The organism is Verrucomicrobiaceae bacterium, assembly GCA_016713035.1.
Classification (GTDB): domain Bacteria; phylum Verrucomicrobiota; class Verrucomicrobiia; order Verrucomicrobiales; family Verrucomicrobiaceae; genus Prosthecobacter.
Genome location: JADJPW010000003.1, coordinates 534,265 through 559,780, shown reverse-complemented (window position 1 = coordinate 559,780; position 25,516 = coordinate 534,265). Strand labels below are relative to the sequence as shown.

The 25,516-nt window shown below is 54.6% G+C and carries 7 protein-coding genes; 4 read left to right on the top strand and 3 right to left on the bottom strand.

The annotated features are described in order from the left end of the window. Positions 1 to 146 precede the first annotated feature (146 nt). Positions 147 to 2,174, bottom strand: a complete 2,028-nt coding sequence (locus IPK32_13285) for an ATP-dependent helicase (protein MBK8092921.1) — start codon at positions 2,172 to 2,174, stop codon at positions 147 to 149. Between the two features lie 111 nt (positions 2,175 to 2,285). Between IPK32_13285 and IPK32_13280 the strand changes: the two genes are divergently transcribed. The 4 genes from IPK32_13280 (at position 2,286) to IPK32_13265 (ending at position 22,679) form a co-directional block, all read left to right on the top strand. Then, positions 2,286 to 4,538, top strand: a complete 2,253-nt coding sequence (locus IPK32_13280) for a hypothetical protein (protein MBK8092920.1) — start codon at positions 2,286 to 2,288, stop codon at positions 4,536 to 4,538. Positions 4,539 to 4,854: 316 nt separating this feature from the next. Continuing rightward, positions 4,855 to 5,577, top strand: coding sequence for a hypothetical protein (locus IPK32_13275; protein MBK8092919.1), 723 nt, complete (start codon positions 4,855 to 4,857; stop codon positions 5,575 to 5,577). A gap of 36 nt (positions 5,578 to 5,613) precedes the next feature. Next, positions 5,614 to 11,460, top strand: coding sequence for a putative Ig domain-containing protein (locus IPK32_13270; protein ID MBK8092918.1), 5,847 nt, complete (start codon positions 5,614 to 5,616; stop codon positions 11,458 to 11,460). A gap of 449 nt (positions 11,461 to 11,909) precedes the next feature. Beyond that, on the top strand, positions 11,910 to 22,679 hold the full coding sequence (locus tag IPK32_13265; protein ID MBK8092917.1) for a putative Ig domain-containing protein: 10,770 nt from the start codon (positions 11,910 to 11,912) through the stop codon (positions 22,677 to 22,679). 4 nt (positions 22,680 to 22,683) lie between these two features. Here the strand turns inward: IPK32_13265 and IPK32_13260 are convergent, their stop codons facing one another. Continuing rightward, a complete protein-coding gene (locus IPK32_13260; protein MBK8092916.1) occupies positions 22,684 to 24,015 on the bottom strand; it encodes an FtsX-like permease family protein in 1,332 nt (443 codons plus the stop codon). Beyond that, entirely contained in the window at positions 24,012 to 25,490 is a 1,479-nt protein-coding gene (locus tag IPK32_13255) for a glycoside hydrolase family 75 protein (protein MBK8092915.1), read from the bottom strand. Before IPK32_13255 ends, IPK32_13260 begins: the two co-directional genes overlap by 4 nt. Positions 25,491 to 25,516: the final 26 nt, after the last annotated feature.

Genomic DNA, 25,516 nt, shown 5'->3' with positions numbered 1-25,516 from the left:
TGCAAAGGCACAACAAACAAGAGAGAACTGCGAAGAGTCGTGGCTCTCGCGGTGTCCGAATTGGCTTGGTTTTGATGTGGTAATTTCTAGCACCATCCTGGATGGCGCTATGGTCCGCTCGGATGCTTAGACTCCTTCTTTGCGCCTCACCATCCGCTACGCACGTTCCATATCTCGACGAGGTCTGGCGGTAGCTCGGTCAAGAAACGGCTCGGGCTCATCATCATATCACCATCGCCAGCGCGGTGATTGATGACGGGGTAGAGGAGGTAGAGCTCATCCTTTGCACGCGTGACGGTGACGTAGAAAAGCCTGCGCTCTTCCTCCAGCGCAGTCTCGCCACCATCGTCGATCGCTCGTTTGTGCGGGAACATGCCGTCCGCTAGCCAGATGGCGAAGACGGCACGCCACTCCAGACCTTTGGCCTGATGGCCCGTGGTCAGAGTCACGGCGTCTTTTGGTTCATCTTTATCCTCGGGCTTATTATCGGTATCCACGCCGCTGAGCAGGCTGAGTTGGCTCAGAAACTCCAGCGTGTCCTGGTAGCGATCACTGAAGTCACTGAGCTGCTCCAGATCCTGCTGGCGCTGCTCGAAGTTTTTGAACTTCACCTTCATGTAGTCTTCGTACACGCCTTCGACGATGCTGCGGATCATGAGTGAGGGAGGGAGCGGGTTTCCTTCAGCATCCAGCAGCTCATCGAGGGTGTAGGCGAACTGTTCCCACGCCTCTTTGGCTTTTTTCGGTATTTTGAGGGTTAAAAGCACTTCGGAGAAGTCGCCGGTCATCTTCTCGGCTTTTGCCGCATCGGTTTTTTGCCAGTCGTGCCAGAGTTTGCCCGCACTGGCATTGCCCACGCCGGGGATCAGTCGGACCATGCGCATGAAGCTCACTTCATCCTGCCGGTTCACGACGAATTTCATGAATGCCGCTACGTCTTTCACATGCGCTTGCTCGAAGAATCGCAGCCCGCTGGTGATCTTGAATGGAATGCCGCGCTGGGTCAGCTCCATCTGGATGTCCATGCTGTGAAAATGTGCACGGTAGAGGATCGCGATGTCATTGAGCTGGTAATCGCCTTCATCCTGGAGCTCCTGGATACGCTGGGCGACAAAGGATGCCTGCGCAGAGCCGTTATCGAGTGCGACCAGCGCTGGTAGCATGCCGAGTGATTCACGGGCAGGCTGGAGGTTCTTCGGGATTTGGCCGCGATTCATGGCGATCGTGGCATTGGCCAGATTGAGCACCTCTGGCACACTGCGGTAGTTCACCTCGATTTTGTGCGTGCGGCTTTTTGGCCAATGCTCATCAAAGTGGAGGATATTGGTCACATCTGCACCGCGCCAGGAGTAGATCGACTGTGCATCATCTCCGACGACCATCAGATTACCATCTTTACCGGTCAGCATCTCAATGAACCGGCACTGGAGGCTGTTCGTATCCTGATACTCATCGACGAGGATGAACTGAAACTGCCGCCGGTAGCGCTCGAGCAGGTCGGCGTTTTGCTCCAGCAGTGCCACGGTCTGCGTCAGCAGGTCATCGAAGTCCATGCAGTTGGTTTCGAGCTTCTTTTTCTGATAAAGGCTGCGCAGCTTGAGGATGCCATCTGTCGCGAGCTCGAAGTAGGGATAGCGGGTGTCTAGGATCTCCTGCAGATCGCAGAGGGTGTTATCTGCCAGGGAAAAGATGTCTCCGAGCACCTCTGCCTTTGGGAAACGGTAAGTCGTGGTGTCGATGCCGCTTTCCGTGATCACGGTCTCCATCAAATCTTTTTGATCTTCACGATCCATGATGGAGAAGCCCTTACGGTAGCCCAGTCGCTCTGCGTTGTAGCGGAGGAGTCGGTTTCCGATGCTGTGAAAGGTGCCGCCCCAGATGCGGCTGGCATCCAGCGATACGAGCGACTGCACACGCTCTAGCATCTCCCGTGCGGCCTTGTTGGTAAAGGTCAGAAGCAGGATCGACTCTGGCTGGATGCCATTATCCAGCAGCCAGGCTACGCGATAGGTCAGTGTGCGGGTCTTGCCACTGCCAGCTCCCGCGATCACGAGTGCCTGCCCCGGTGGGCTCACGACGGCCTCGTACTGCTGCGGATTGAGTTCCGCTTTGTAGTCGATGCGGTGAGTGGGTGTGGGGGCTGGTGCGTGATGCAGCGTGTATTCGCGGGGCATTCGGGCTCTTATGCGTTCGTCGATCAAAGTTCAAGCCTCTGCATGAATGGCGAGGGCTTCTACGCACGTAGGTTTCACGCATACTTAGCTACCCAACCTCCTGCCTCCCCCGTGAAAGCCTCCTTTTTCATCGCACTGCTCCTCACCACGCCAATGCCAGCGGCAGATCTGGATTTCTATCGAGACGTCTATCCCTTTCTCAAGACGAACTGCATCTCCTGCCACAACAAGACGACCACAAAGGCGGATCTCAATATGGAGACACCTGAGCTCATGATCCGTGGCGGGGAGTCTGGTGCCTCTATCGTGCCGGGAAAAAGCGCAGAGAGCCTAGTCGTCGCCGCGTCTCTGCACACGCAGGACATGGAGATGCCACCACCGAATAACAAATCTGGCGCGGTGAACCTCACCCCCGCAGAAATAGCCATTTTGCGGCAATGGATCGACCAGGGGGCGAAAAGCTCACGCCAGGAGCAGCGCAATGTCGTGCTGAAGTCCATCTCCGCCAGCGTGGACCCGATCTACAGTATCGCCATAAGTCCCGATGGCCGCTTTGCCGCCTGTGGTCGCTCAAATGACATCTTCATCTACGATCTAGCTACACGCACGCTCGCCATGCGTCTCGACGATGCCCATCGGGCACTCGTGCATTCGCTGGCCTTCAGCCCGGATGGTGCCAGGCTCGCCAGCGGCAGCTTTCGGGAGGTAAAGCTGTGGCGCATGCAGCCCGCAAAAGCTGCCAATCCGGCGATTCCATCTCCAGCCCCCAAAAGCGCTGATGCGGCTCTTTTGCAAAAAATCTCCGCAGCCGCGAAAATCACGATTTTGAGCCATGCACTCTCTGCGGATGCCAAAACAGCCCTCATCGGCTGCTCAGATGGCTCAGTGCGGCTTTTCGACATCGGTAGCATGAAGCTCCTCCGTGAACTCCGCGGCTCAATGGCCACACAGGAGCAAATCGCCACTCTCGAGCGCACGATCGCCGTGCAGACACTCGAACAGGCCTTCCAGAAAAGTGAGATCACACGCATTGAGGCGCAGGATAAGGCGCTCGATGTGCTCCTAGGTAAAGCAAAGGATGCCATCACGGCCATGCAGAAAGTCCTGCCCGAAAAACAAAAGCTGGTGAAGCCCAGCAGTGATGCGCTCTCCGCCGCGCAGAAGGTCGTGGACGATCTCAGTGCCAAACTCGCTGCGGCTAAGGACACGACTGTCGAAAAAGACCTCAAAGCCGCTCAGGATAAACTGATCACTGCCAAAATGAGCGAGACCTCTGCTCTCGCCGCCGTATCCGCCGCAGAGAGCAATGTGAAAGATGCCGAGGATGATCTGAAGCGCATCACGGCCTCCAAGGCACAGAACGCCAAAGCCATCCAGGCTGCCACAGCGGCTATCTCCAGTGCCAAGGCAGCGCAGGATAAGGCCAGTGCAGTGCTCACGGCGCTCAAACAACCTGCCACCGCGAAAACCATTCTAAAAGCCACTGCCGTGAGTTTTTCTGCGGAGGCAGGAAAAGCGGCTGCTCTATTTGAGGACGGCACCTTGCGTGTGTGGGGCACCGCAACGGGGAAAATCATCGCAGAGAGTAGGACCGCTACACCCACCACGACATTGGCCCCAAACACCGATGGCTCCTTCGCCGCAACACAGGCAGTCTCCATTCGCACGGCGGCCGCACCTCAGTGGTCGCTGGAGCGGACTCTCGATGAAAAAGGCCTGTTCGCAGATCGAGTGAATGCAGTTTGCTTCAGCCCAGATGGCAAAACTCTCGCCACAGGCAGTGGTGAGCTCTCACGCTCGGGCGACATCGCCTTTTTTGACCTCGTCACTGGCAAAGTCACTCGCACTTGGAAGGAGAAACACAGCGACAGTGTCCTCTGCATCGACTTCTCGCCTGATGGACGTCATCTAGCCTCTGGCGCAGCGGACAAGACCGTGAAAGTCACCGAAATTGCCTCGGGGAAACAAGTGCACCTCTTTGAAGGTCATACGCATCACATCACCAGCGTCTGTTACCGCTCCGATGGCCGGGTGCTCGCCAGCGCAGGTGCTGACGGCGTAGTAAGCACCTGGGATCTCATTATCGGCGAGCGAAAAAAGAAAATCGAAGGCTGGACCAAAGAAGTCACCTCACTCCGCTACATGGGAGCTACCAATCAGATCGTCACCAGCTCAGGAGACAATAAGATCCGCATCATCACCGATGATGGCGGTGATATTCGCAGCATCGCAGACCTGCCGGATTTCATGCAGGCGGCCACTAGCACGCCAGATGGCGCCACCCTCCTTGCTGGAGGTGAAGACAGCATTCTACGCCTCTGGGACAGCTCCAATGGCAAGGAGCTGATCACCTTCGGCAAATAGACCTCCATTCATTTGGGGCGTAAAATGACCGGTCATAGACTTTGTCCCGGCCTCAAAACGTCTGGGGTAAAAGGGTAGGCTAACAAGAGGATTCTGGCCTCACGGATGAAGAAGGGGGATGGATAGGGGACCTGTACTCTCGTCCCTGAATGGGCTTTTTCGAGAGTTGGGCTCCCACTGACAGATCCTCCAATAAGGTGAGGAAAGCAGTTAATAGGAGTTAATGGTCATAAATTATGAAAAAACTAGAAAATACTGATATATTTATGTAAAACTGTGAATATTTTATTCCATACAGCTAAAAATTTTGTAAATCATGAGATTGGCAATTGCCATAAATATTAAAAATGCCTCGTGGGGGCTAATCTGCCTTTTGACGATGGCGGTAGAGCCCTCCTTGTGTGCGACGACGATTCAGTGGGGCAGTGGGTACAATGATTATCTCTACGATTCTAACGGGACTGCATTGGACGGGAATTACATGATGCAGGCCGGGGTGTTCCTGACCAGCTTTACACCCACATCGTCAAATTTAAGTCTATGGGAGGCCAACTGGCGTGTTTTTGACGGAGTGTCCGAAGGACAAGGCTGGTCATCAGCAGACCAAGAGTTTCTCGGGACGGCATCATTATTAGCAGGCGGCTTTTCGGACTCCTCATCATCTACGCCAGGGTATTCTTTTGTCGCTGGGCAGCAGGTGTACTTTTGGATTTATAATTCAAAATCTCTGACCAACGGCACCGAGTGGGCACTACTCACGGATAACAGCACGGTAGGGAATTTGGGCAACGAATGGACGATGCCGCCACCCGCGACAGGTAATACCTACCAATGGCTACTCCTAGATGCCGATACACCGGTTTATGGTGGAGTGAACAACATCATAGGTGGGGGCACTCCAGCTAGCGTCGTGCCAGCAGCTTATAGCCTACAGACTTACTCAGTCGTGGCTGTGCCAGAGCCGAGCGCGGCGCTGCTTATTGGCGCTGCTGGAATGCTTTGGATCAGGCATCGGCATCAGCGCCCGAGGATCGTGTGAGAATGTAGCCCAAACGCTAAAGCGAACTTCGAAGGAATGAATTTGAATTACCCAACCACCAACCAACGCGACCAAAGAACGATGTGCGCCAAAAAGAAATGGCGTGCTCTGCTGGTCATGGTGTGGGTGATTGCCATGGCGCTGATGCCGGTGAACAGCTGGGCCAGCAATGGGAATGTCACAGATCCAGGCTCAATAGCCTGGGACCCCACGGCAAATAAAATCATCAGTCTAGCGCATGCATCGGGCGGAGATACGACCATGTCGATCGAGTATTATTGGTGGATATCAACCGCGTCGGGAGGGACTGCGGGATCTACTGGTGGTGAGTCCTATTCAAATCCTATACCGGGCTATACCTATGCACGCTGTGCAAGGCGTGGCCTCTGCCCCTACCGTGAATCGAATGCCATTACGATAACAAGTAATCCTGAATCAGGTGAATGCCCCTCCATCACCATCACAAATGCCACGTTGCCAATCGGTCAGTGGGGAGCATTCTACTCACATACTTTTGGAGCTACTGGAGGGACTGGAACGAATTCTTGGGATATTCATAGCGGCTCTCTTCCAAGTGGCTTGACTCTCTCAAGTGCGGGTGCCCTTACAGGCACCCCGAACACGACCTTTGGCCACTTTAACTTCATCATCCGTGCGACTGATGAAAAAGGCTGCAAAGCGATACATGCCGTTTCGGTCTATATCAGCAACAACCTAGCAAGCATCGGTGACAGGCTCTGGCATGACACAGATCAAGATGGCATTCAAGATGTAGGAGAGTTTGGGGTAGGGTCTGGTTCGACCATTAGTCTGCAAAATAGTAGTGGCACGACGCTCGCAACAACAACGACCGATAGCGGTGGGCAATTTAGTTTTAACAATCTATCGGCTGGCACTAATCGACTCGCATACACTCGCCCTGCTCAATGGCTTTGGTCTCCTGGAAACGTCGGTGGGGCAACGGAGCAAAATGACAGCGACGTCACCAGCAGCCCTACTGCAAATACAGGCTATACAGATTACGTGACTGTAGCATCTGGGCAGCAGTACCGAGACTTGGACATCGGCATTTATGATGCCTACGATTATGGAGATCTTGTTGCTGGAACCAATTATCATGTGATCGGAGCCACTGCGGCCCATCACAAGGTGGATAGCACGGCGATACGACTCGGGGCGACTGTTGACGTGGAGCCAGATGGTTTGCCAACAGCTGGAGCGACTGGGGATGATATGAGCAACACCAGCTCTCCTGATGATGAGGATGGGATAGCTGCATTTCCCGCATTTGTAGCAGATTCGCAGTCTGCCGTGAGTATATCCGTGCTCAATTCGTCAGGTGGTAGTGCTTACATCCATGCATTCTTTGATTGGAATAAAGATGGAGACTTTTTAGATGCGTCCGAGGTGATTCATTCTGCGGCAATCCCGCATGGGACCAATGGCAGTGTGCTGCTCAATGTGCGAGTGCCTAGAGATGCCGCAGGCGGCTCTACAGCAGCACGGTTTCGTTTATCAAACCTATCCGATCTAGGTCCAGATGGCTGGGGGAGTATCGGCGAAGTGGAGGACTACTATGTGGATGTCAGCAGCAATGAGAAATTTAAAGTGGGTAATCTGGTCTTTTATGATCGCGATAAAAATGGAGTCCGTGATGCCAACGAGCCGGGGATACCAAACATCGACATCGAGCTATGGTCTCCAGGGCCGGATGGGCGAGTGTTTACGAGTGATGACGTGGCCGTTACGGGTGGGCGTGCCTCTGCTTTAAGCTCTGGCGGTATGATGACCACTGGTAGCGCGGGGGGGATTAAAGGTGGCTATAGTACTTTGACCGCTACGACCGACTGGAATGGAAACTATGAGTTCGCCGATCTAAGCGCTGGCATTTACTACTTACGGGTCAATCCAGCTAGTAAACGGACTTTTAGCAGCCAATTCGGCAGTGGAACGATCACTTATAATGTGAATCTAGACTACCCCATCGTGAGCCCGGTCACGAATTTCGCGGATGATGGTTTGGACGATGATAATAATGGCTTTCAGTCTGCGACCGGATTTTCTGGAGCCTCGGATGCCGTGGCAGGAGGTGTAGGTGCAGATATTTTTACGGCTGCATTCACACTATCCGCAGGAGCCGAGCCTGGTGCTAAAATGAAAGGGAATGAGGAATTCAGCATCGACATTGGATTGATTCCATGCCCATCCATAATGATCGAGCCAGTGACTCTGCCTTCTGCGACAAATGGCGTTGCTTACACGCATTCTTTGGCCGCAAGTGGTGGCACTGCGCCTTATAGCTACACGATTGTGAGTGGCTCTCTGCCATCAACCATGTCGATGAATGGTGCGGGTGTGATCACCGGAACGAGTGGGACAAATGGCAGCTATAACTTCACTGTGCGTGCGACGGATGCGCAGGGCTGCCAAGGCACTGCGACGTTGCGGCTGGCGGTGTGTCCACCTTTTAATATTACCACGGCTTCACCCCTTCCTGCAGGCACACAAGATGTTGTCTATTCGAGCGTCACACTGGCCGCTAGTGGAGGAACTCCGCCGTATAGCAACTGGCGTATCTACAGTGGTAATTTTCCTCCAGGGCTTGGATTGACTTCGGGCGGTGTGATCAGTGGCACTCCCACTGCCTCTGGCACATACACTTTCCAAATCGCGGTAGATGATAGTGGTGTCACCGGAAACACTGTAACAGTGAATAACCCCTCCTTTGAATCGCAGAACTGGAATGGAGTTCCATTTGTTCCTCAGAGTGCAATTACAGGCTGGAATTACGGGAACCCGACACTCGCAGGAACGGGCACAAATTCACAGATCTACGGAATACATAACAATATCGCCCTCTACGGTAACACGAGCAATGGATTGCAGTTTGTGGCATCGCCTTTCGTGCCGAGTTGGCTGTCTCAAACGATCAGCGGGTTGAGCATTGGCGCACAATACAAAGTACGCTTCAAATACGCTCTGCGGGATGCATTCCCCGATCCGCCTCCACCGCAGCCACCGCCGCCCTTCATGGGTGATCCCGTCAGTATCGCTACTTACACCAGTCCGGGCCTTCAGCCTGTGTTTAGCTCGATCCGCTATACCACTCCGCCCCCACAGACACAAAATTTTGATACCTGGACGCAGCTCGAGTTTAGCTTTATCCCGCCCACTAGTGCGATGGTATTCTCCTTCGATATGGAAGGCGGTGCTATAGATATGATCGAGGTCATTCCCGTGCCGACACCGACTTGCACTGCGGTGAAAACCTTCTCGATCACGATTAACCCAGGTGCGGCGGGTAATGACCGTGGCGACTGGGTACACGCGACGAATCCTGCTGGCGCACAGACAACCACGACTTTCACCATCATCAGTAGTAATCTGAAACTCGGGGCTCTCGTGGACGCCGAAACATCTGTCACTGGCAACACCGTGGCTACGGTGGATGACACTACGGGGGCATCAGATGATGACGATGCCTTTGTCATCCAGCCAAGTCGCATAACGGAAGGTCAAGTAGAGTCATTGAGCGTCCAGTTGCTCAATAGTACCGGTGCGAATGCCTATCTCAATCTATGGATCGATTACAATCATGATGGGGCATTTAATGCGGCCATCTATCACCCTGCTACGGCTCCAAATGGAGAGCGAGTCACTGCCCCGATCACTATCGCTAGCAGTGCCACTGCGCAGACGGTAGGGATCACCTTTCCCGTGCCCACCACGACATTGCCGGGGGCGCATCGCGGCATGCGCATGACACTCACCAGCTCAGCGGTGGTAGATCCCACGGGCAATTTAGGGGCAGGGGAGATCGAGGACCACACCATCTCCATTTGTCCAAGTGACCTGATCCAACCAGAAACGCTCCCGGGAGGCTCAGTCGGTGCATTTTGGTCACAGACCTTTTCAGCACCAATGGGCACGGCACCTTTAAGCTGGTCCTATTCAGGCAGTGTGCCGGGGCTGAGCTTTAGCGGAAGCACTCTCTCTGGTACTCCTATCACAGCGGGGAGTTACACAATCACATTGAAGTTAAACGATGCGGCTGGTTGCGAGGATATGAATTCCTACACTCTCACCATTAATCCGGCGGCAGGCGGAATCGTTTGCCCAGATCCGAATGCGGAGACTTTGGGGGCAAGTGGTCGGCGATGGGGTTATTCCAGCTCTTCACCGCCCATAGAGCCAGGCCTCTCGGTGAAGAAGCCGTGGAGTGACTACGGTGTGCTTGCCGGCACCTCATTACGGCTTCAGGGGGCATCAACGGGCGGATACAGCGGCATTAGCTACACGGCATCCTGTATCGCATCAGCAAATAGATCGCATCCGAGCTGGGGCGGGTCAGGCAGACTTTTCCGCGATACGGGAGCAGGTGTGAGTAATGGTCCGGTCACTTTTGCAGACACGGAAACCTCTGCCAACTCATGCTGGCTGCCTGATACAGATGGGAATTACACCTTTACGCTTCAGGTAACGCCCAGCGTCACGGTAACACCAGATGGGATCTATTGGGAAAGCCTCTACAACAACATCACCTACCTCGCTGTAAAAGTGAATGGCTCAATCATCGCCAGTAATGTCGGGCCGGCGGCCTCAGCGGTGGTGCAGAGCGATGGGGGAACGATCGATCTATATTACTACTTTGTTCCATTTACTTCATCGCTAACAGCGAGTGCGTCGTATAGCATTCAAATCGTCGCAGGTGGTGGTATTGATCCACTCATCGGCGATATTGCGTTGTTAGGCTGTTGTCCGGCCGCTACGCCTCCTCCGCTCATCGAGTGGAAAATGGAAGATGGCTTTCCCGCACCCAATGGGAGCATTTCAGAGCCCAGTTACGTGAATCCGTGCATCTTTGCCAATAATGGACTCAATAGCGGCGATGACGGCACCATCCTCACGCATAGCAGTGTTAGCATCAACGGACCTAAACTTCCTGGTGTCAATGCACGTAGCACGGTGGGCTGGGATCATACAGATCAGCTCACACTACCATGGCCAGATGGCAGTTTTAATCATCGCGTCATAAACTGTGGTTTTGCCTTTGAAAACCTGACCTCACTAAGCTGGGGAAACTTCTGCATGGACATCCGACGTCCTTTAGCCACAGCGCCACGGAAATTCCGCGCCGTCTTGATGTGGCTGGAGGGTAGTTATCCAGCTTTAGGAGGTGTACAGCCACCTGCTTCTGCGGTGCGGACTGCTTGGACCAATACGTATTCTTTTGATGCTGTCGGCACATGGGCGACGATGAATATGCCATTCGTCAATGGCACTGCGTTACCCGCTGCTGCGGAGGTGTCTGGAGAGAAAATGGTGATCATCATCCATGCATGGGAGTCTGGGAGCGGCAGTGGACCCACCACCGCTCTTCAATATGACAACGTCATCCTTGGCGGGACGGCCACTTGTGCGCCTTCGTCGAATCTTTTGAGTCTGGGAGACAAAGTGTGGAATGATGCCAATCAAAATGGAGTTTTCGATAATGGCATTGAGAGTGGCATTTCGGGCCTCACCGTCGAGCTACTCAATGGTGCCGGTGTATCGTTTGTGCCAAGTGTGACGACGCAGACCACTGCGGATGGCAATTACAGCTTCGATAACCTGCCATCGGGCACGTATCGTGTTCGGGTCACTCCAAATGCGGCCTTTCCCGTGGCGACCACGGCAGTGAATCTCGATAACGGTATGCCCAATGATAGCAACGGCATTCAAAGCGCCGCTGGCCAGCCTGCGACGAGCCCAGTCATTACTCTCAGTCTCAATACTGAGCCTGGTAGTGGTGGTAGTGGCAATGCAGAAAACACGGTGGACTTCGGATTCCACTGTCAGGCGCAACCCTGCGCCGGAACCGCAACCCGTGTGAAAAATCCATGACGAATTCCGCCCAGATCCAATTCTCAGCCTCACGTTCCGTTGCCATTGGTAGCCGCGTGTGGATTTGGCTATTGTGGTTTTGCTGCTCGATAGGATTCCTGACTCAAGCCGCAGCGGTGAATAACGTCACCAACGCAGGTCAAATCTGGTGGAATAGTACCACGGCTACTATTGAGAGCATCGCTCCGGCTTCTGGGGGCGACAGCAGTGCCCTTATATACATTTGGCTTCGGTATGACACGAATTATAGCAATTGGGTGGGTGTAGATGGATCTGGCCCAACACTCACTCCATCTCCTGTTGTTGTTGGTGCAAAATACAGGCGTTGTGCCATTCGCGAATCATGCTTGAACAATGGGGTTGGTCCACTGGAGACGAATGATGTTATTCTAACGGCTCCCACTTGTCCTGCCTTCACTTACACCTTCTCAGGCTCTAGCACAGGGACTGTGAATCAATTTTACGGCTGGCATCCGATAACGGCATCTGGCGGATTTGGTGGTGTATGGATCCAGCGCATTTCTGGCACCTTGCCCTACAGCGATGGCACCTCATTTGGCTATGGTTACGATGGCAATGGTGATCTACAGGTCGGGGGCACTCCCACCACGGCAGGTACTTATACCCTTGTTGTCCGAGCACATGATGTCACAGGATACTGCACTGACGATGAGACCTTTACAATTATCGTTGATCCAGCCGGGGGGCGTGATCGCGGCGATAAGCAGGGTTTTCCTGCCGTGGATTCATGGGCCGGAACCACCCTCTACATCGGAAATATTGCAGCAGATGGAGATGCCACTGCGCAGCTCAATACGACAGCTAGCGCAGATGACACGGATGCTGATGGAGACGACGAAGACCTTCCGCTTCCTGCGAGTCTCACCGAACAGCAGTCGTACTCGCTGCAAGTTCCCGTCCACAATTCCACGGGTAATAACAACGCGAAACTCGGTGTCTGGATTGACTGGAATGGGGACAACGATTTTACCGACCCAGGAGAGATCATCACCAACAGCACCATCGCCTCAAATGGAACAAAAACGATAAGCATTACGCCACCTGCTGGCAGTGTCGGAACGCGTTACATGCGTGTTCGTGTGCTCGCTACGACATCAGCGACTGTGCAGAATTTTGGCTCTGCAGCCAGTGTGGGTGAAATCGAGGATCACGCCATCCAGATCCAATCTGGAGTCACCACTGATTGGGGCGATTACAGTGGTTTCGCCGGTGCAGGTAATACAATATCCACGGCATTATACCTCGGTAACTCCACTCCCACGGATGCAGAAAGTGGAACAACCGGTTTGTTGGCTAATCAGGATGATAACACTGGTGATGATGAAACCATTACTATCCCCGCTTTCACGGAAGGCGTGCCATCGACTATCTCGATCAATACTTATCGTGACAGCACACAGATTAGTGCTGCACGAGTCGGCGTATGGGTGCGCTGGTTTGGCGGATCGACGACTTTGGTTAGTGATAGTCTGGTGGTCGCTGCGAACAATGGGACAGTCAATGTGTCGCTCACCCCACCTGCTGGTGCCAGCGGAGGCTCCGCCTACATTCGTGTCCGTTTGATCGAAGGAACGACTCCTGTGAGCATAAGTGGAAATCTCAGCCCACTGCGCGGTGAAGTGGAGGATCACCGATTCTCTGTCGCGGCTCCCATTAACTATGATTTCGGCGATTTTTCTGCTTTTGCGAGTGTGCGTAATGCCGCGAGCGCGAATCTATATCTAGGCAACGCTCTCACCGACTCTGAAAATGGCACCACGACAAATAGTACAGCCACTGCGGATGACACTGCGGGCGATGATGAAGATTTGACGCTGCCATCCCTCACCGCTGGTAGTGCCACGAATTGGGCTGTCCTCATTACCCGTAACTCGCCAGTGGCTAGTGGGCGCCTCGGTGTATGGATCGACTGGAATGACAGCGGCGGCATCGACAACTCCAACGAGATCATCACTGCCAATACAGCCATCTCACTCACTGGCACCCAGAGCTATACAGTGCCAATCACGCCACCAGTTGGTTCAACCGGAACGCATGCCATGCGAGTGCGGCTTACGGAGGGAACTAGTGATGTGACTTTTAGCATCAATAGCGACGTTGCCGGGGAGGTCGAAGACCACTTAATCACCGTCAATCCTGCACCACTAGAACACGATTACGGTGATTTCAGTGGCTTCCCATCGGTGCGGAATGAAATGAGTACTAATCTCTTTTTGGGTTCCTCTGGCACAGATTCGGAAGCGGGCACTGCGTCGAACTCCACAGCCACTAGCGATGATAACACGGGTGATGATGAGGACCTCATACTCCCAACTCTCACTGCGGGGGCTGCGGTCTCCTGGCCTGTGCGCGTCACCCGCAACGCACCCGTCGCGGATGCGCGGTTGGGAGTGTGGATCGACTGGAATGACAACAATTCCCCTGATGTTGCCGCAGAGTTGATCACGGTGAATACTGCAATCTCCGCGACAGGCGCGAATGATTATCCAGTAGCGTTTACCGTGCCAGCGAACGCTACAGGCACGCACCGCATGCGTGTGCGACTCACGGCAGGGGCTGCGGATGTGAATTTCATTTCCAATAGCACGTCGCTAGGCGAGGTGGAGGATTATGTAGTTACCGTATCGTGCTCTGCGCCGGTGATCCTGCCTCCAAATTCATTCTATCCGAGCGGCTTCGTGGGGCAGGTCTATCCTTCACAGCAATTCCTCGTCTCTGGCGGAACACCGGTTACTTGGAGTCTGAATCCGGCTATCCCAGGCCTCAGTATCAATGGAAGCGGACTACTCAGCGGCACGCCGACGGCCGCAGGCACTTACAATGCCACAGTCTCCGCCACGGAAGCAGGTGGCTGTTCTGGCACCACGCCGGTAAATATCGTCATCGCTGCCTGTGCTGCGCCTACTCCATTGCTGCCAGGTGATTCTTGGACACTGACTGTGCCTAGCGGCATGCAGAGTGCCATGTGGTTCAAAGATGGTGCTCCGATCTCTGGGGCTACTTCTTTGAGCTACATCGTCAATGCACCAGGTAGCTACACTTGGAAGGCCATCAATGCCGATGGCTGTCTCGTTGATGGCTGCTGTGCGGATGTCTTCATCCAGTCCTGTCCTACGATTGAGCCAGCAACCATTCCGAGCGGTCAGGTGAGTCTCACCTATGTCCAAGGCGCTCCTTTTAGCGCAAATGGTGGCACGGCCCCATACGCTTTCTCGGTGCTCAGTGGCATACCTCCTGGTCTTGCCTTTGATGCGGCGACAAACAAACTCACAGGCATCCCTACTTTAGCAGGTAGCTACGATGTTGTCGTGCGCCTCACGGATGCTGGCGGGTGCACCGTCTCGAAGACATTTACACTGATTATTGCGCCATGTTCCGGGCTTGATATTCAGCCGGTCTCCATAGCAGATGCGGTTTTAGGGCAGAGCTATTCTCGCACATTCACGGCGATTGGGTCCGATTTGGTTAAGACGTGGCAAATACGCCCATCACCTCTTCCGGGCAGCGTGGCATGGTGGGCACTAGAGGCCAATGCGTTTGATCATGCTGGTTCGCCTTCGCAAAATGGCGCACTTACGGGCACTCCTACATGGGGCGCCGGCGTCATCGGAAATGCCCTCTATCTAAATGGTGATGATGGTGTGGACGTGGCGGATCATGCAGCGCTAAATCCTACCTCGATCACACTCGAAGCGTGGGTCTATCCCACAGAAATCGCTCCATCTTCGCGCCGCTGGATTATAGGCAAAACCAATAGCGCTGGTTCCCAGGGCTACGGCCTCCACCAGCTCAATGGGAGTACTAGTGTGCGCTTCTGGGTCAATCATTACTCCACTGCTGCGAGTGGGGTGCAGACCAGCATGCAGCTAAATGCATGGAATCATGTGGTGGGCACCTATAATCCAGGGGCTGGGCAATTGAGGATCTATCTCAATGGCATTCTGATGCAGTCGCGCACTTATCTCACGTCGATCACGCATAGCGGCACGGCACTTCATATCGGGCGCTCGCCGCTGGTTGGATCATACTTCAATGGTCGTATTGATGAACCCGTGCTGTATAGCCGCGCTTTGATTCCGCAGGAGATCGCTCGACGTCATGCTGCTGGCCTTGGTGTCAATGGCGCCTATCCTTCTGAATATGGCAGCACTGTGAGTCGCTGGCGTGCTGATGGAAGTGTCAGCGATAGTGTCGGCACCCATCACGGCAGTGCTACCGTGACTCTCACGCATGCACCGGGGATGGCAGGACAATCATTTGATTTCGATGGCGCAGATGCTGGTATCAATGTGGCTCATAGCACGGCGCATAACTCTGCCGCCTTCACTCTCGAGGCCTGGGTGTTGGCCGATGAGGCTGCTCCGTCTTCCTCACGCTGGATCGCTGGAAAATCAGCCAACGGCAGCAACGGCTACGGTCTCCTCCAGCCTGCGGGCACGCAGAATGTGCGATTCTTTGTCAACGATGCCAACGCTACCACAAGCTATACAGAGTCGGTGCTCGTGCCTGGACGCTGGAACCATGTCGTGGGCACTTTCGCAAAACCGAACATGCGTCTTTATGTCAATGCCTACAATTATGTCGCGAAGTCTTACAACGTCAATCTGGTCGGACAGACTACTGCATTCCAAATCGGAAGCAGAGGGGTGCCTGATAGTTTCTTCAATGGTCGATTAGATGATGTGGCTTACTTCAATGCGGCTCTCACCGCTGGTGAAGTCGCGACTCGATTCCGTGCCATGCAGCGTATCAATGCGGTCATTCCTGCTGGCATGACTTTCGATGCCATCAATGGCCAGCTTGCAGGCACACCAGTGCCGCCAGCGGCAGAAGGTGAATATGATTTCCTGTTGCGTGCCCAAGATAGCACGGGTTGTCACGGTTGGCGTGTTTACCCCGACTTTGATCTGGGGTGTTCGGCGATCACCATTAGTGCTGTACCTGCACTGAGTGCGGCCACTGTCGGTACTGCCGTCACGGATGTGCTTCTGACGGTCAGTGGTGGTGTCGCACCTTATACTTGGAGTGTCATGAGTGGTGATTTGCCACCTGGACTGCAAATTCAGCCTCTTACAGCGACAACTGCACGAATCACAGGCATCCCAGAGCAAAGTGGTAGCTACACTTTCAACATACAAGCCGCTGATGCGGGAGGTTGCTTAGGTCACACAGGACCTATTGGGCCAGTGAATGTGACTTGCCCTGCGATCACAGTCTCAGCGGGCTCCGCCCTCACTAGTGTCATGGGCACTGCCTACACGCAGACCACTTCATTTGAAGCGACAGGTCTCACAGGTAGTTTTCTGTGGAGTTCTGGCAGCCTGCCAACGGGCTTTAGCTTTAATCCATCGACACGTCGTATCAGCACCACGGCTGCCGCCGCAATGGGAGTCTATCCGCTCACCATCACTGCCGCAGATGCGTCCTATCCGGATTGCTCTGGGAATATCACGGTGGATTGGCGTGTGTGTCCGCTCATTACCATCATCGCGCCGGCGTTCCCTACTTTCTACATTGGGCAGAGTCAGACCTTCGCCCTAACAGCGAGTGATGGTATGGGCGGTAGCAGTTTCACGTGGGATACGCTCCTGCCAGGTGCTTTTCCTCCAGGAGTGACTTTGAGTAGCACGGGAATTCTCAGTGGCTCACCCACGGCTGCTGGTAGCTATAATGTTACACTGCGGGCAACCAATGCTGATGGCTGTGCAGGCACGCTACCTGTCACGATCGTTGTGAAAGGCATTAGCATCGGGAGCCGCGTCTTCCATGACCTGAATGATAATGGGGTCGATGATGATGGTGTGCCTGGGATAAGCGGAGTCTATGTCCGCGCCTTCCATCCTGGTGCAGACATGCAGCGCGGGGGCACGGGGGCAGATGCGGACATTCTGATCAAATCCACCATCACAGACAGCAATGGGAATTATGTTTTAGCCAATCTCCCTGTTGGGCCAGTATTCATCCGGGCCACTCCTCCTTTTGCGCCTGGCCCGCGTGTATCTGGCGGCGTGCCAAAGGAGGTCTATGATGGTGATGATGGAGAAAACTACGGATGGCAGGCCCTTCCCGGTAGAAACCTCTTCTCCCCGGTTCTTACGCTGGCTCCGGGTGTGCAGCCCACCAGTGAAGATGGAGATGCCGATACCGATCTCACTCTCGATTTCGGGCTCTGGCATGGAACTGGCGCTGGCGGCATTCTTTGGCATGATCAGAATGCAGATGGAGTGTTAGGCACCAGTGAACCTGGCCTTGTTGGAGTGGAAGTGCAGCTTTGGTGGGATCGATTGGGCAATGATGATGCCGAATACTTGCTCTCCACCACGGTGACGGATAATGCAGGGCGTTATAGCTTCCTCGGTCTGCGCTCTGGGCGCTATCAAATCGTCGTTACAGAGCCAAACTTCGGCAGCGGAGTGCTGGGAAGCACTGGCAGTGTCACGCCGCTGCGTGTGTTGGCCGATAATCAGTCCGATAACGATAGCAATGGCTACCAGCCTGCTGGCACCGGTCATGCAGCGCACAGCATATTGTTTCTTCTCGGTAATAACGAGGAGCCTATTGGAAATGGCACGGGTGGCAGCGGCGAGTTCGGTCGTGGAGGCGAGATGGATGATGCATTCGCCAATGGGGCAGGGGATCAGGATGTTGATCTCACGATTGATATGGGATTCTTGGCTCCAGGACCACTCAGTGTAGGAAATCTCGTTTTCAATGACACGGGGGGCTCGCCCTTCACCGCAGATGTAGGCGAAGGACTCGGAGGCATCGTGGTGGAGCTCTTCCGCTCTGGTGAGAATCCTGCTCTCGTGCCTCCACTTGCCTCCACCGTTACCGATGCAGTCGGCCGCTACCTCTTTCAGGACTTATATGCTGGCACTTTCTTTGTCCGCATTCACCCTGGGCACTTCAATCTAACCGACGGCGATTTACGGGGCTATCAAGCTCTCAATAACATCGTCGTTGGAGACGATGATGTGGGTGATGACACACTCATTGCAACTGCGCCTCATATCACAGGTATTCGCTCGCATGACTTTACTTTGGCGGTGGGTTCTGCGCCCACTGCGGCGGAGGGGGAAACGGGTGACGATAGCGCCAGCGATGATGGAAATGATACGAACGTGGATCTCACCATCGACCTCGGTGTCTATCACCCTGTCTCCGTGGGTAATCACGTCTTCATTGATGCCAACTTTAATGGCCACGCCGATGCCGGTGAAGGTGTCAATGGCATCCGAGTAGAGCTCTACCGCGATGATCAGACGCCGGGTGTGGACACACCAATCCACGCTATCGATACGGCCAATGGTGGACGATACCTCTTTGATAAGCTGCACCACGGAACTTACTACGTTCACATTCCGAAGTCTCAATTCTTCCCCACCAAGCCGCTTCATCGCATGCTCTCGATCTATGAGGGAGTCGTCGGTGATGACGATGTGGGCGAAGATGGTATCAATACGACAAATCCAGCCAACGATGGAGTGACCTCTTCCCTCGTGCCACTTTATCCTGGCCTCGCACCTACCAATAATAGCGGCGAGACAGGTGTTTATTTTCAGGATGATGATGATAGCGATGCTTCTGCCGATCTGACCATTGACTTTGGCTTTCAGTCTCCTGTCGGCATCGGAAACATGGTCTTCATTGATGCTGATACCGATGGGTATGCCGATCCAGGTGAAGGAGTGCAGAATGTGGTCGTAGAACTCTACACCGACACCCAAATACCAGGTGTGGACTTTCCGCTCTACACCACTCTGACAGATGCCGATGGGAAGTATTACTTCTCTTATCTATTCAATGGCGACTATCGAGTTCATATCCCAGCGGTCATGTTCGCCAATGGGCAGCCGCTACATGGTAAACTCTCTCTCGTTGGAGACTCCTCCGTCACCGTTGGTATCGACGACAATCAGGATGAGCATGACAATGGCATCGACGATCCCGCTCCGCACATCAACGGCATCTCCTCCGCGCTCGTGCATTTAGCTATCAGCACTGAGCCAACCACCAATAGCGGTGAGACTGGCATGTTCAAAGACATCGACAGCGCTGACGACAATAACTTCGATCTCACCATTGACTTCGGTTTCGCCGCGCCTGCCTCTGACCTCATGACGCTAGGGAATGTCGTCTATGAAGACCTAGATGGAGATGGCAAGCATGATAGTGGAGAAGGTGTGAACGGTGTCACCGTTCAGCTTTTTGCTACGGGCTCGAATCCGCTTCAGGATCAACCCCTGGATTCCACTAGCACCGCCACAGGTGGGAACTACCGCTTCTTCAATCTTCCTCAGGGCTCATATTTTGTCTTCATTCCTCCTGCGGCCTTTGATGTGACGAATGCTGGCCCCCTCGCAGGTATGCGCTCCCTACCTGGTCATGGCTTAGACATAGGCGCGGATGACAGTGGCTCTCCGGCAGCTGATGAAAACGGCATCGACGATGCTGCCCCTGCCTCCAATGGCATTCGCAGCGTGGACATTCAGCTCACGCCGGACTTGGAGCCCGTGAATACCTTGGGTGAGACAGGTTTCCTCGCCGGACAAGACGATGCAGACGACAACAATGGCAATCTCACGGTCGATTTCGGATTCTTCCGATCCGTTAGCGTCGGGAACATCGTTTTCCATGACTCAGATGGCAGTGGCAGCTTTGAAAGCGGCGAAGGAGTCGGCAATGTCACAGTTAAGCTCTTCCACTCAGGCGATAATCCTGCCACCGCGAATCCTGTCGCCACCGTCGTCACAAACTCCTCTGGGAAATACTTCATGGCAGATCTTTTCTCTGGGGATTACTTCCTTCATATCCCGAAAGAGGAATTTATTTCTGGCGGCCAGCTAATTGGCAAAGTCAGCCTTTATGGCACGCTTATAGGTGATGACAATGTCGGTGAAGACGGCCTCGACGATACTCATCCGTCGCTTCACGGCATTAGCTCGGCAGTTTTCAGCCTTATACCAGGATACTGCCCGCAGGGGACAGATGAAGAAGGAGAAGATGGTGCCTCCGATGATGCTATCGACGATCAAGTCGATCTCACGCGTGACTTCGGCTTCGCCAATGCCATCACGGTCGGAAACATGGTTTTCAAAGACCTCGATAACGACGCTCTTCTCGATCAGGGAGATGAAATCGGAGTCACAGGAGTCACCGTGCAGCTATGGACCTCTGGAAACAATAGCGTGCTGGTCGGTAGTGACGTCACCGACAGCTACGGGCGCTACGATTTCCAAGCCGCTCCGGGATCCTACATCATCAAAATTCCGTCATCGAACTTCAACACTGGTGCCGCCCTCGCTCAACACAGTCCATCCAAACCCACGCCGAACTACCTACCCACCAGCACCGCTGGAGATGATGATGTCGGTCAAGACGGCTACACAACTGGGGCGCCCGGCGTCGATGGTGTCATGACACCAGTCTTCACGCTGGCTCACGGTAGCATGCCCACCGCTGGGAACACCGAGTCCGGCTACTTCGCAGACGACGATAATGCAAACGATGCCAACGGTGACCTCACCATCGACCTTGGCTTCCGCCCTGATCCACTCGGTGTGGGCAACCTCGTCTTCCATGACACCAATGGCGATGGCATCTACAATGCCGGTGAATCCGGCATCCAAAACGTCACTCTCCGCCTGTATTTGATCGGCGACGATCCGCATGATCCCAACACCGTGCCAGTCTCCACCGCGATTTCCGATTCCACCGGTGCATGGCTGCTCACAGCCTTCATTGCTGGCGATTACTTCATTCACCTGCCGCCGTCAAATTTCGCTGCTGGAGCGCCGTTGCATGGACTCATTTCTTCCATCGGTCAGTCATTTGATGATCTGGAGGATGATGACGTAGAAGTCGAAAACGGTCTCGATGAGGACGATCCAGCTACCTTTGGTATCAACTCCACTCAGATCGAGCTGCTGCATGGCACGGAGCCTGTGGAAACTGGCTTCCAAGCGGGCACGGACAATAATTTTGAAACCGATATGGATCTTACCATCGACTTCGGTTTCCAGACTCCGCCACCACCGCCCTCTAGCATCGTCGCGACACGCATCTTGCCACCACTAGCCGTTACGACATTTGCTTCTACGTCGCTCGATCCGCTCGCTGATGAAGATCACGATGCACACACGAACCTGCTTGAATACGTCCTCGGCACAGATCCTCGCAGTGGGCTACTTCGTGCTAGCCTGCGTTTGCACGCGGACGAAAATGGCACCCTCAGCGCCCTTGTAACGCGTCAGGTTCATTTGCCCGTCGATGCACGTCTCTATCTCCAGCACCGTGCAGACCATGATTCTACATGGTCCACGCTCGCTCTCGTTCCCCAAATCACCCAGAATTCAGACGGCACCGTCACGGCCTCATATGGTTCGCTACCATCTGCTGAGGCTGGCTACATCCGCCTGCGTGCAGAACTTGATGCCGATCTTGATGGCCAGGCAGAGGCCACCACGCACTCTGAAGTCCATGCTTGGCTCCGCCGCTCCATCATGGGGCTCGAAACTCTCTCCATGCCCTTCACCGAGCCTGATGCTGCTCGTGGCCTCATTACCGGTCAGAGTGGCGCCAGCGTCCAAATCGGCCTCCAGCCCATTTTGAGGACAGAAGCTGAATATTACCTCGAAATCCTCTCCGGCCCGAAAAGTGGCTTGCGACTGGAGATCGACGAAAAAGCCACCACGGGCTCAAATCTGGTTTTGGATGCTCAAACCATCCCCACAGACCTCCTAGGAGCTCCATTCGCCCTCCGCAGGCACGTTAGCCTCGCTAGTGTCCTCCCCGAGCAGCACTTCATCGCAGATCAGGACCGTGTGCTCTTCCATGAGGTATCGTCGGACAGCTTCCGCAGCATTCCCCTGACGGCGGCGGGTTGGCTGGAACAGGCCAATGTACTGCCAGGGCAGGGGATGCTCGTCCAGGCTCGTGAGCATACTGCGCAGATCGTCCTCATTGGTCAGATCCCACTGGTCCCCCACCACAGTATCGCTGGGGATAGAGCACGCTTCATCGGCTACGCACCGGCCACATTCCACCCTGGGGATAAACTGCGTATCTATCGCCCTGCTACGCAGGACTACCAATGCCTCCTGCGCACCTCGGATGCTTGGTTGGATGAATCGACTCAAGTCCCTATCACACCAGAACTCCCTGTCTCTCAGGCTTGGTTCTACATCCCGGTGGAGTGATCGATCAGTCCCGTAATGCCACCGCAGGATCGACGCGGGCTGCAAACCAGGAAGGAATCACCGCTGCGAGTAGGCAGAGAAAGATCGCGGTGCCACAGATGATCGCTAAGTCGGCGAAATCCGTGTGCGCGGGTATTTCGTTGAGGAAATAAATGTCCTTCGCGAAGAGGTCGATGTGAAACACGCGGGATACCCAGTCTCGGAAATCATTCCGCACAGAGAGCACCGCAAATCCACCGATAATCCCAGTCACCACGCCAATGAGAGCCACAATGGCGGCCTGAGAGACAAAGATGGCAATAATTTGCCAAGCCCGCGTGCCTAGGGCCGTGAGGATGCCGATCTCGCGGCGCTTTTTCATCGTCACGGTGATGGTGGTATTCATCACACAGGTCGCCGCTACGATCATGATAAAGATGAGCAGAAAGTACATCATGATCCGCTGGTTCTCGACGGATTCGAGCATGTCACGGTGTTCTTGCTCCCATGTCGTCCATCCCCACTCTGGTGGCAGCAATCCCTCTGCGTAGAGGCGCTCCATGAACTCATCCGCATGCTCGGGGTCACGCAGCTCGAGATTGATGCCCGTAATGCCGCTGTCGAGATTGAAGAACTCTTGAGCGATGTTCAGTGGCACGTAGCCACGGTATCCGGCGGTGTCTGCACGGAGGATGCCGACGAGTTTCAGTTCCTTTGACAGGACAGTGATGTTGTCGAGCTTTTCGGCCCGCACGGAGTCATCTTCATTTTCTGGGATCGCACGGAAGTCGGTGATGAATTGCTGCACGCTTTTCCCCGCATGCACGACGAGTGTGTCGCCGAGCTTAGCCCCGATTTTTTTCGCCATGAAGTCGGGGAGAATGATGTTGTCGTCATTGAGGTCGAACTTTCCTCCATTTTCGCTGACGAGGTGCTTTTCGAGCTTTTTGGCGAGCGCATTGTCCGCACCGGGCGGGAGACCGAGGATGCTGATTCCTTGGAGGTTGCCCTCATTTTCGACCGCGACGCCATCCTGGCGATCCTCCGCGACGGGCGTGGCAGAGGCGATTTCTGGCAGTGCAGCTAACCGGTCACGGATAGGCCGCCAATCCACCGGTTGAGGGGCCTGAGGACCAGTTTCACCACCGTTGTTCAGTTGCATCACCACGACATGCGGCTCGAATCCCATGACCATACGACGATACTCGATTTGCCAGCCTTTAAAGACCGACATCACGGTGACGAGCACGCCCACGCCGAGCATGACACCGAGCATGGAAATCACGGTGATGACGGAGATGAAACTACGCGTCGGGCGCAGGTAGCGGATGGCGAGGAAAAGTGGCGCAGAGGTCACGGGCGAGTGGTGGCTGGTGCAGTGCCTGGCGCGGCAGGAGTGAGCGGCGTAAGTGGGGAAGTGGGTATAGCGGCGGGCTGCGCAAATGGGTCCTGCCAGGTGTGCAGTTCATGTCCTGCCCCGATGCCGCCAATATCGCCGAGCAGAGAGAGGCACTTCTCACGCCATTTGGCTAGATTCGGCGGTGCATTCGGCTTTTCCGCTGTCCCTGGGAAGATGAGGTAGCTGACCTTCAGATCATCAGCACCACGGATGTAGGGCGTGGATTTTGGATTGATAGTCTTGGCCAGGAGGAGGGAGGCCTCTCCCATTTTGTAGCTGGGGCCGTAGTCGCCGCAGATGGCAGGGTAGAGCTTGCCCTCATGAATGACGACGGCGTAATCACCCAGTCCTGGCGTATATGGATGCTGTCCCTCATGCCCGCGAAAGAGCAGCGAGAGGACGATAAAAGGGTCTTTTTCGGCGATGAGGAAACTGCGAGAGCGCATGTCTGCGATCTGACGTGGCAAGTCGGCTAAAAGGGCCTCCAGCTCCCGATTTCGTGCGGCTGGCAGGCCCTTGATGGCGTAATCGGCTTTCGCCTTGGTGAGGCGCTCTTCCCATTTCGCGAGCAGTGGATTTGGAGTGGGAGTGAGCTTTGGCCAGGCGTAGCTGGTGCTGGGCTGGTAAAAATCACTCAGGTAGATGTACTCATCCAAAACGGGCATGCGGTCTCCATCTGATCCATCGGCCACGACATCCATCTCGGACTGTATAAGCAGGGCTCGGCGCTGGGTGGAAGGATGAGTGAGCTCTAAGATGGTCTCACAGTCATAAAAGTTATGTCGATCGAGAGTCTTGTTTAGCCGTGTGAGATCGCTCTTCACACGGCTGGTTTTGTTTGCGTAGAGCTTATGGTAAAAGCCACTGACCTTTGCCGTGGTGAGCATTTGTGCGAGGCCGGGCAACATGCCAGGGAGAGCCGGATTGATGCGAGAGAGCTCGGGGAGTGTCTGGTTGGCACGCGGCACACGGATAGATAGCTGGAACTGTGCGGTATAGGCCTCAGGATCGAGTCTCTCTAGGCTAGCGAAACCACCCTCCTCGGTGATCAGGTCTGTTTTGATGGTGATGCCGTTAAAGAGCTTTGCCACATCCACTTCTTTGCGTGGGATGAATTTGTCCGGCAGGGGCTCTGCGCCTACCGCGACTTCTTTGACGACCTCCACCTGCTTGACGACTTCTTTGATGATCTCCTTCGGCACCTCTTTGATGATTTCCTTGGTGATGACACGCTCAGGCGTATCGCGAGCGGTGCGGATGATGTCCTGGATGCCACGTTTGATCTGACCCGCGAAGGGAGTGAAGGGCAGCAGTAGGAGGAAGAGTAAGCAGGTGAAGAACACCAGCTTTGCAAAGCTGCCTCCGCAGCCACCTTTCTGCTGGCGGAGCGCGGCGTGATTCGGTGTGGGTGGCGACGTGCGTGGATCGTTCATGGCGTCAGGAATTTGGAGAATGCGCA

Bases quoted from the DNA above. Each gene is read 5' to 3' on its own strand.
- IPK32_13285 (MBK8092921.1), bottom strand. From the start codon at position 2,174: ATGCCCCGCGAATACACGCTGCATCACGCACCAGCCCCCACACCCACT.
- IPK32_13275 (MBK8092919.1), top strand. From the start codon at position 4,855: ATGAGATTGGCAATTGCCATAAATATTAAAAATGCCTCGTGGGGGCTA.
- IPK32_13255 (MBK8092915.1), bottom strand. From the start codon at position 25,490: ATGAACGATCCACGCACGTCGCCACCCACACCGAATCACGCCGCGCTC.
- IPK32_13270 (MBK8092918.1), top strand. From the start codon at position 5,614: ATGAATTTGAATTACCCAACCACCAACCAACGCGACCAAAGAACGATG.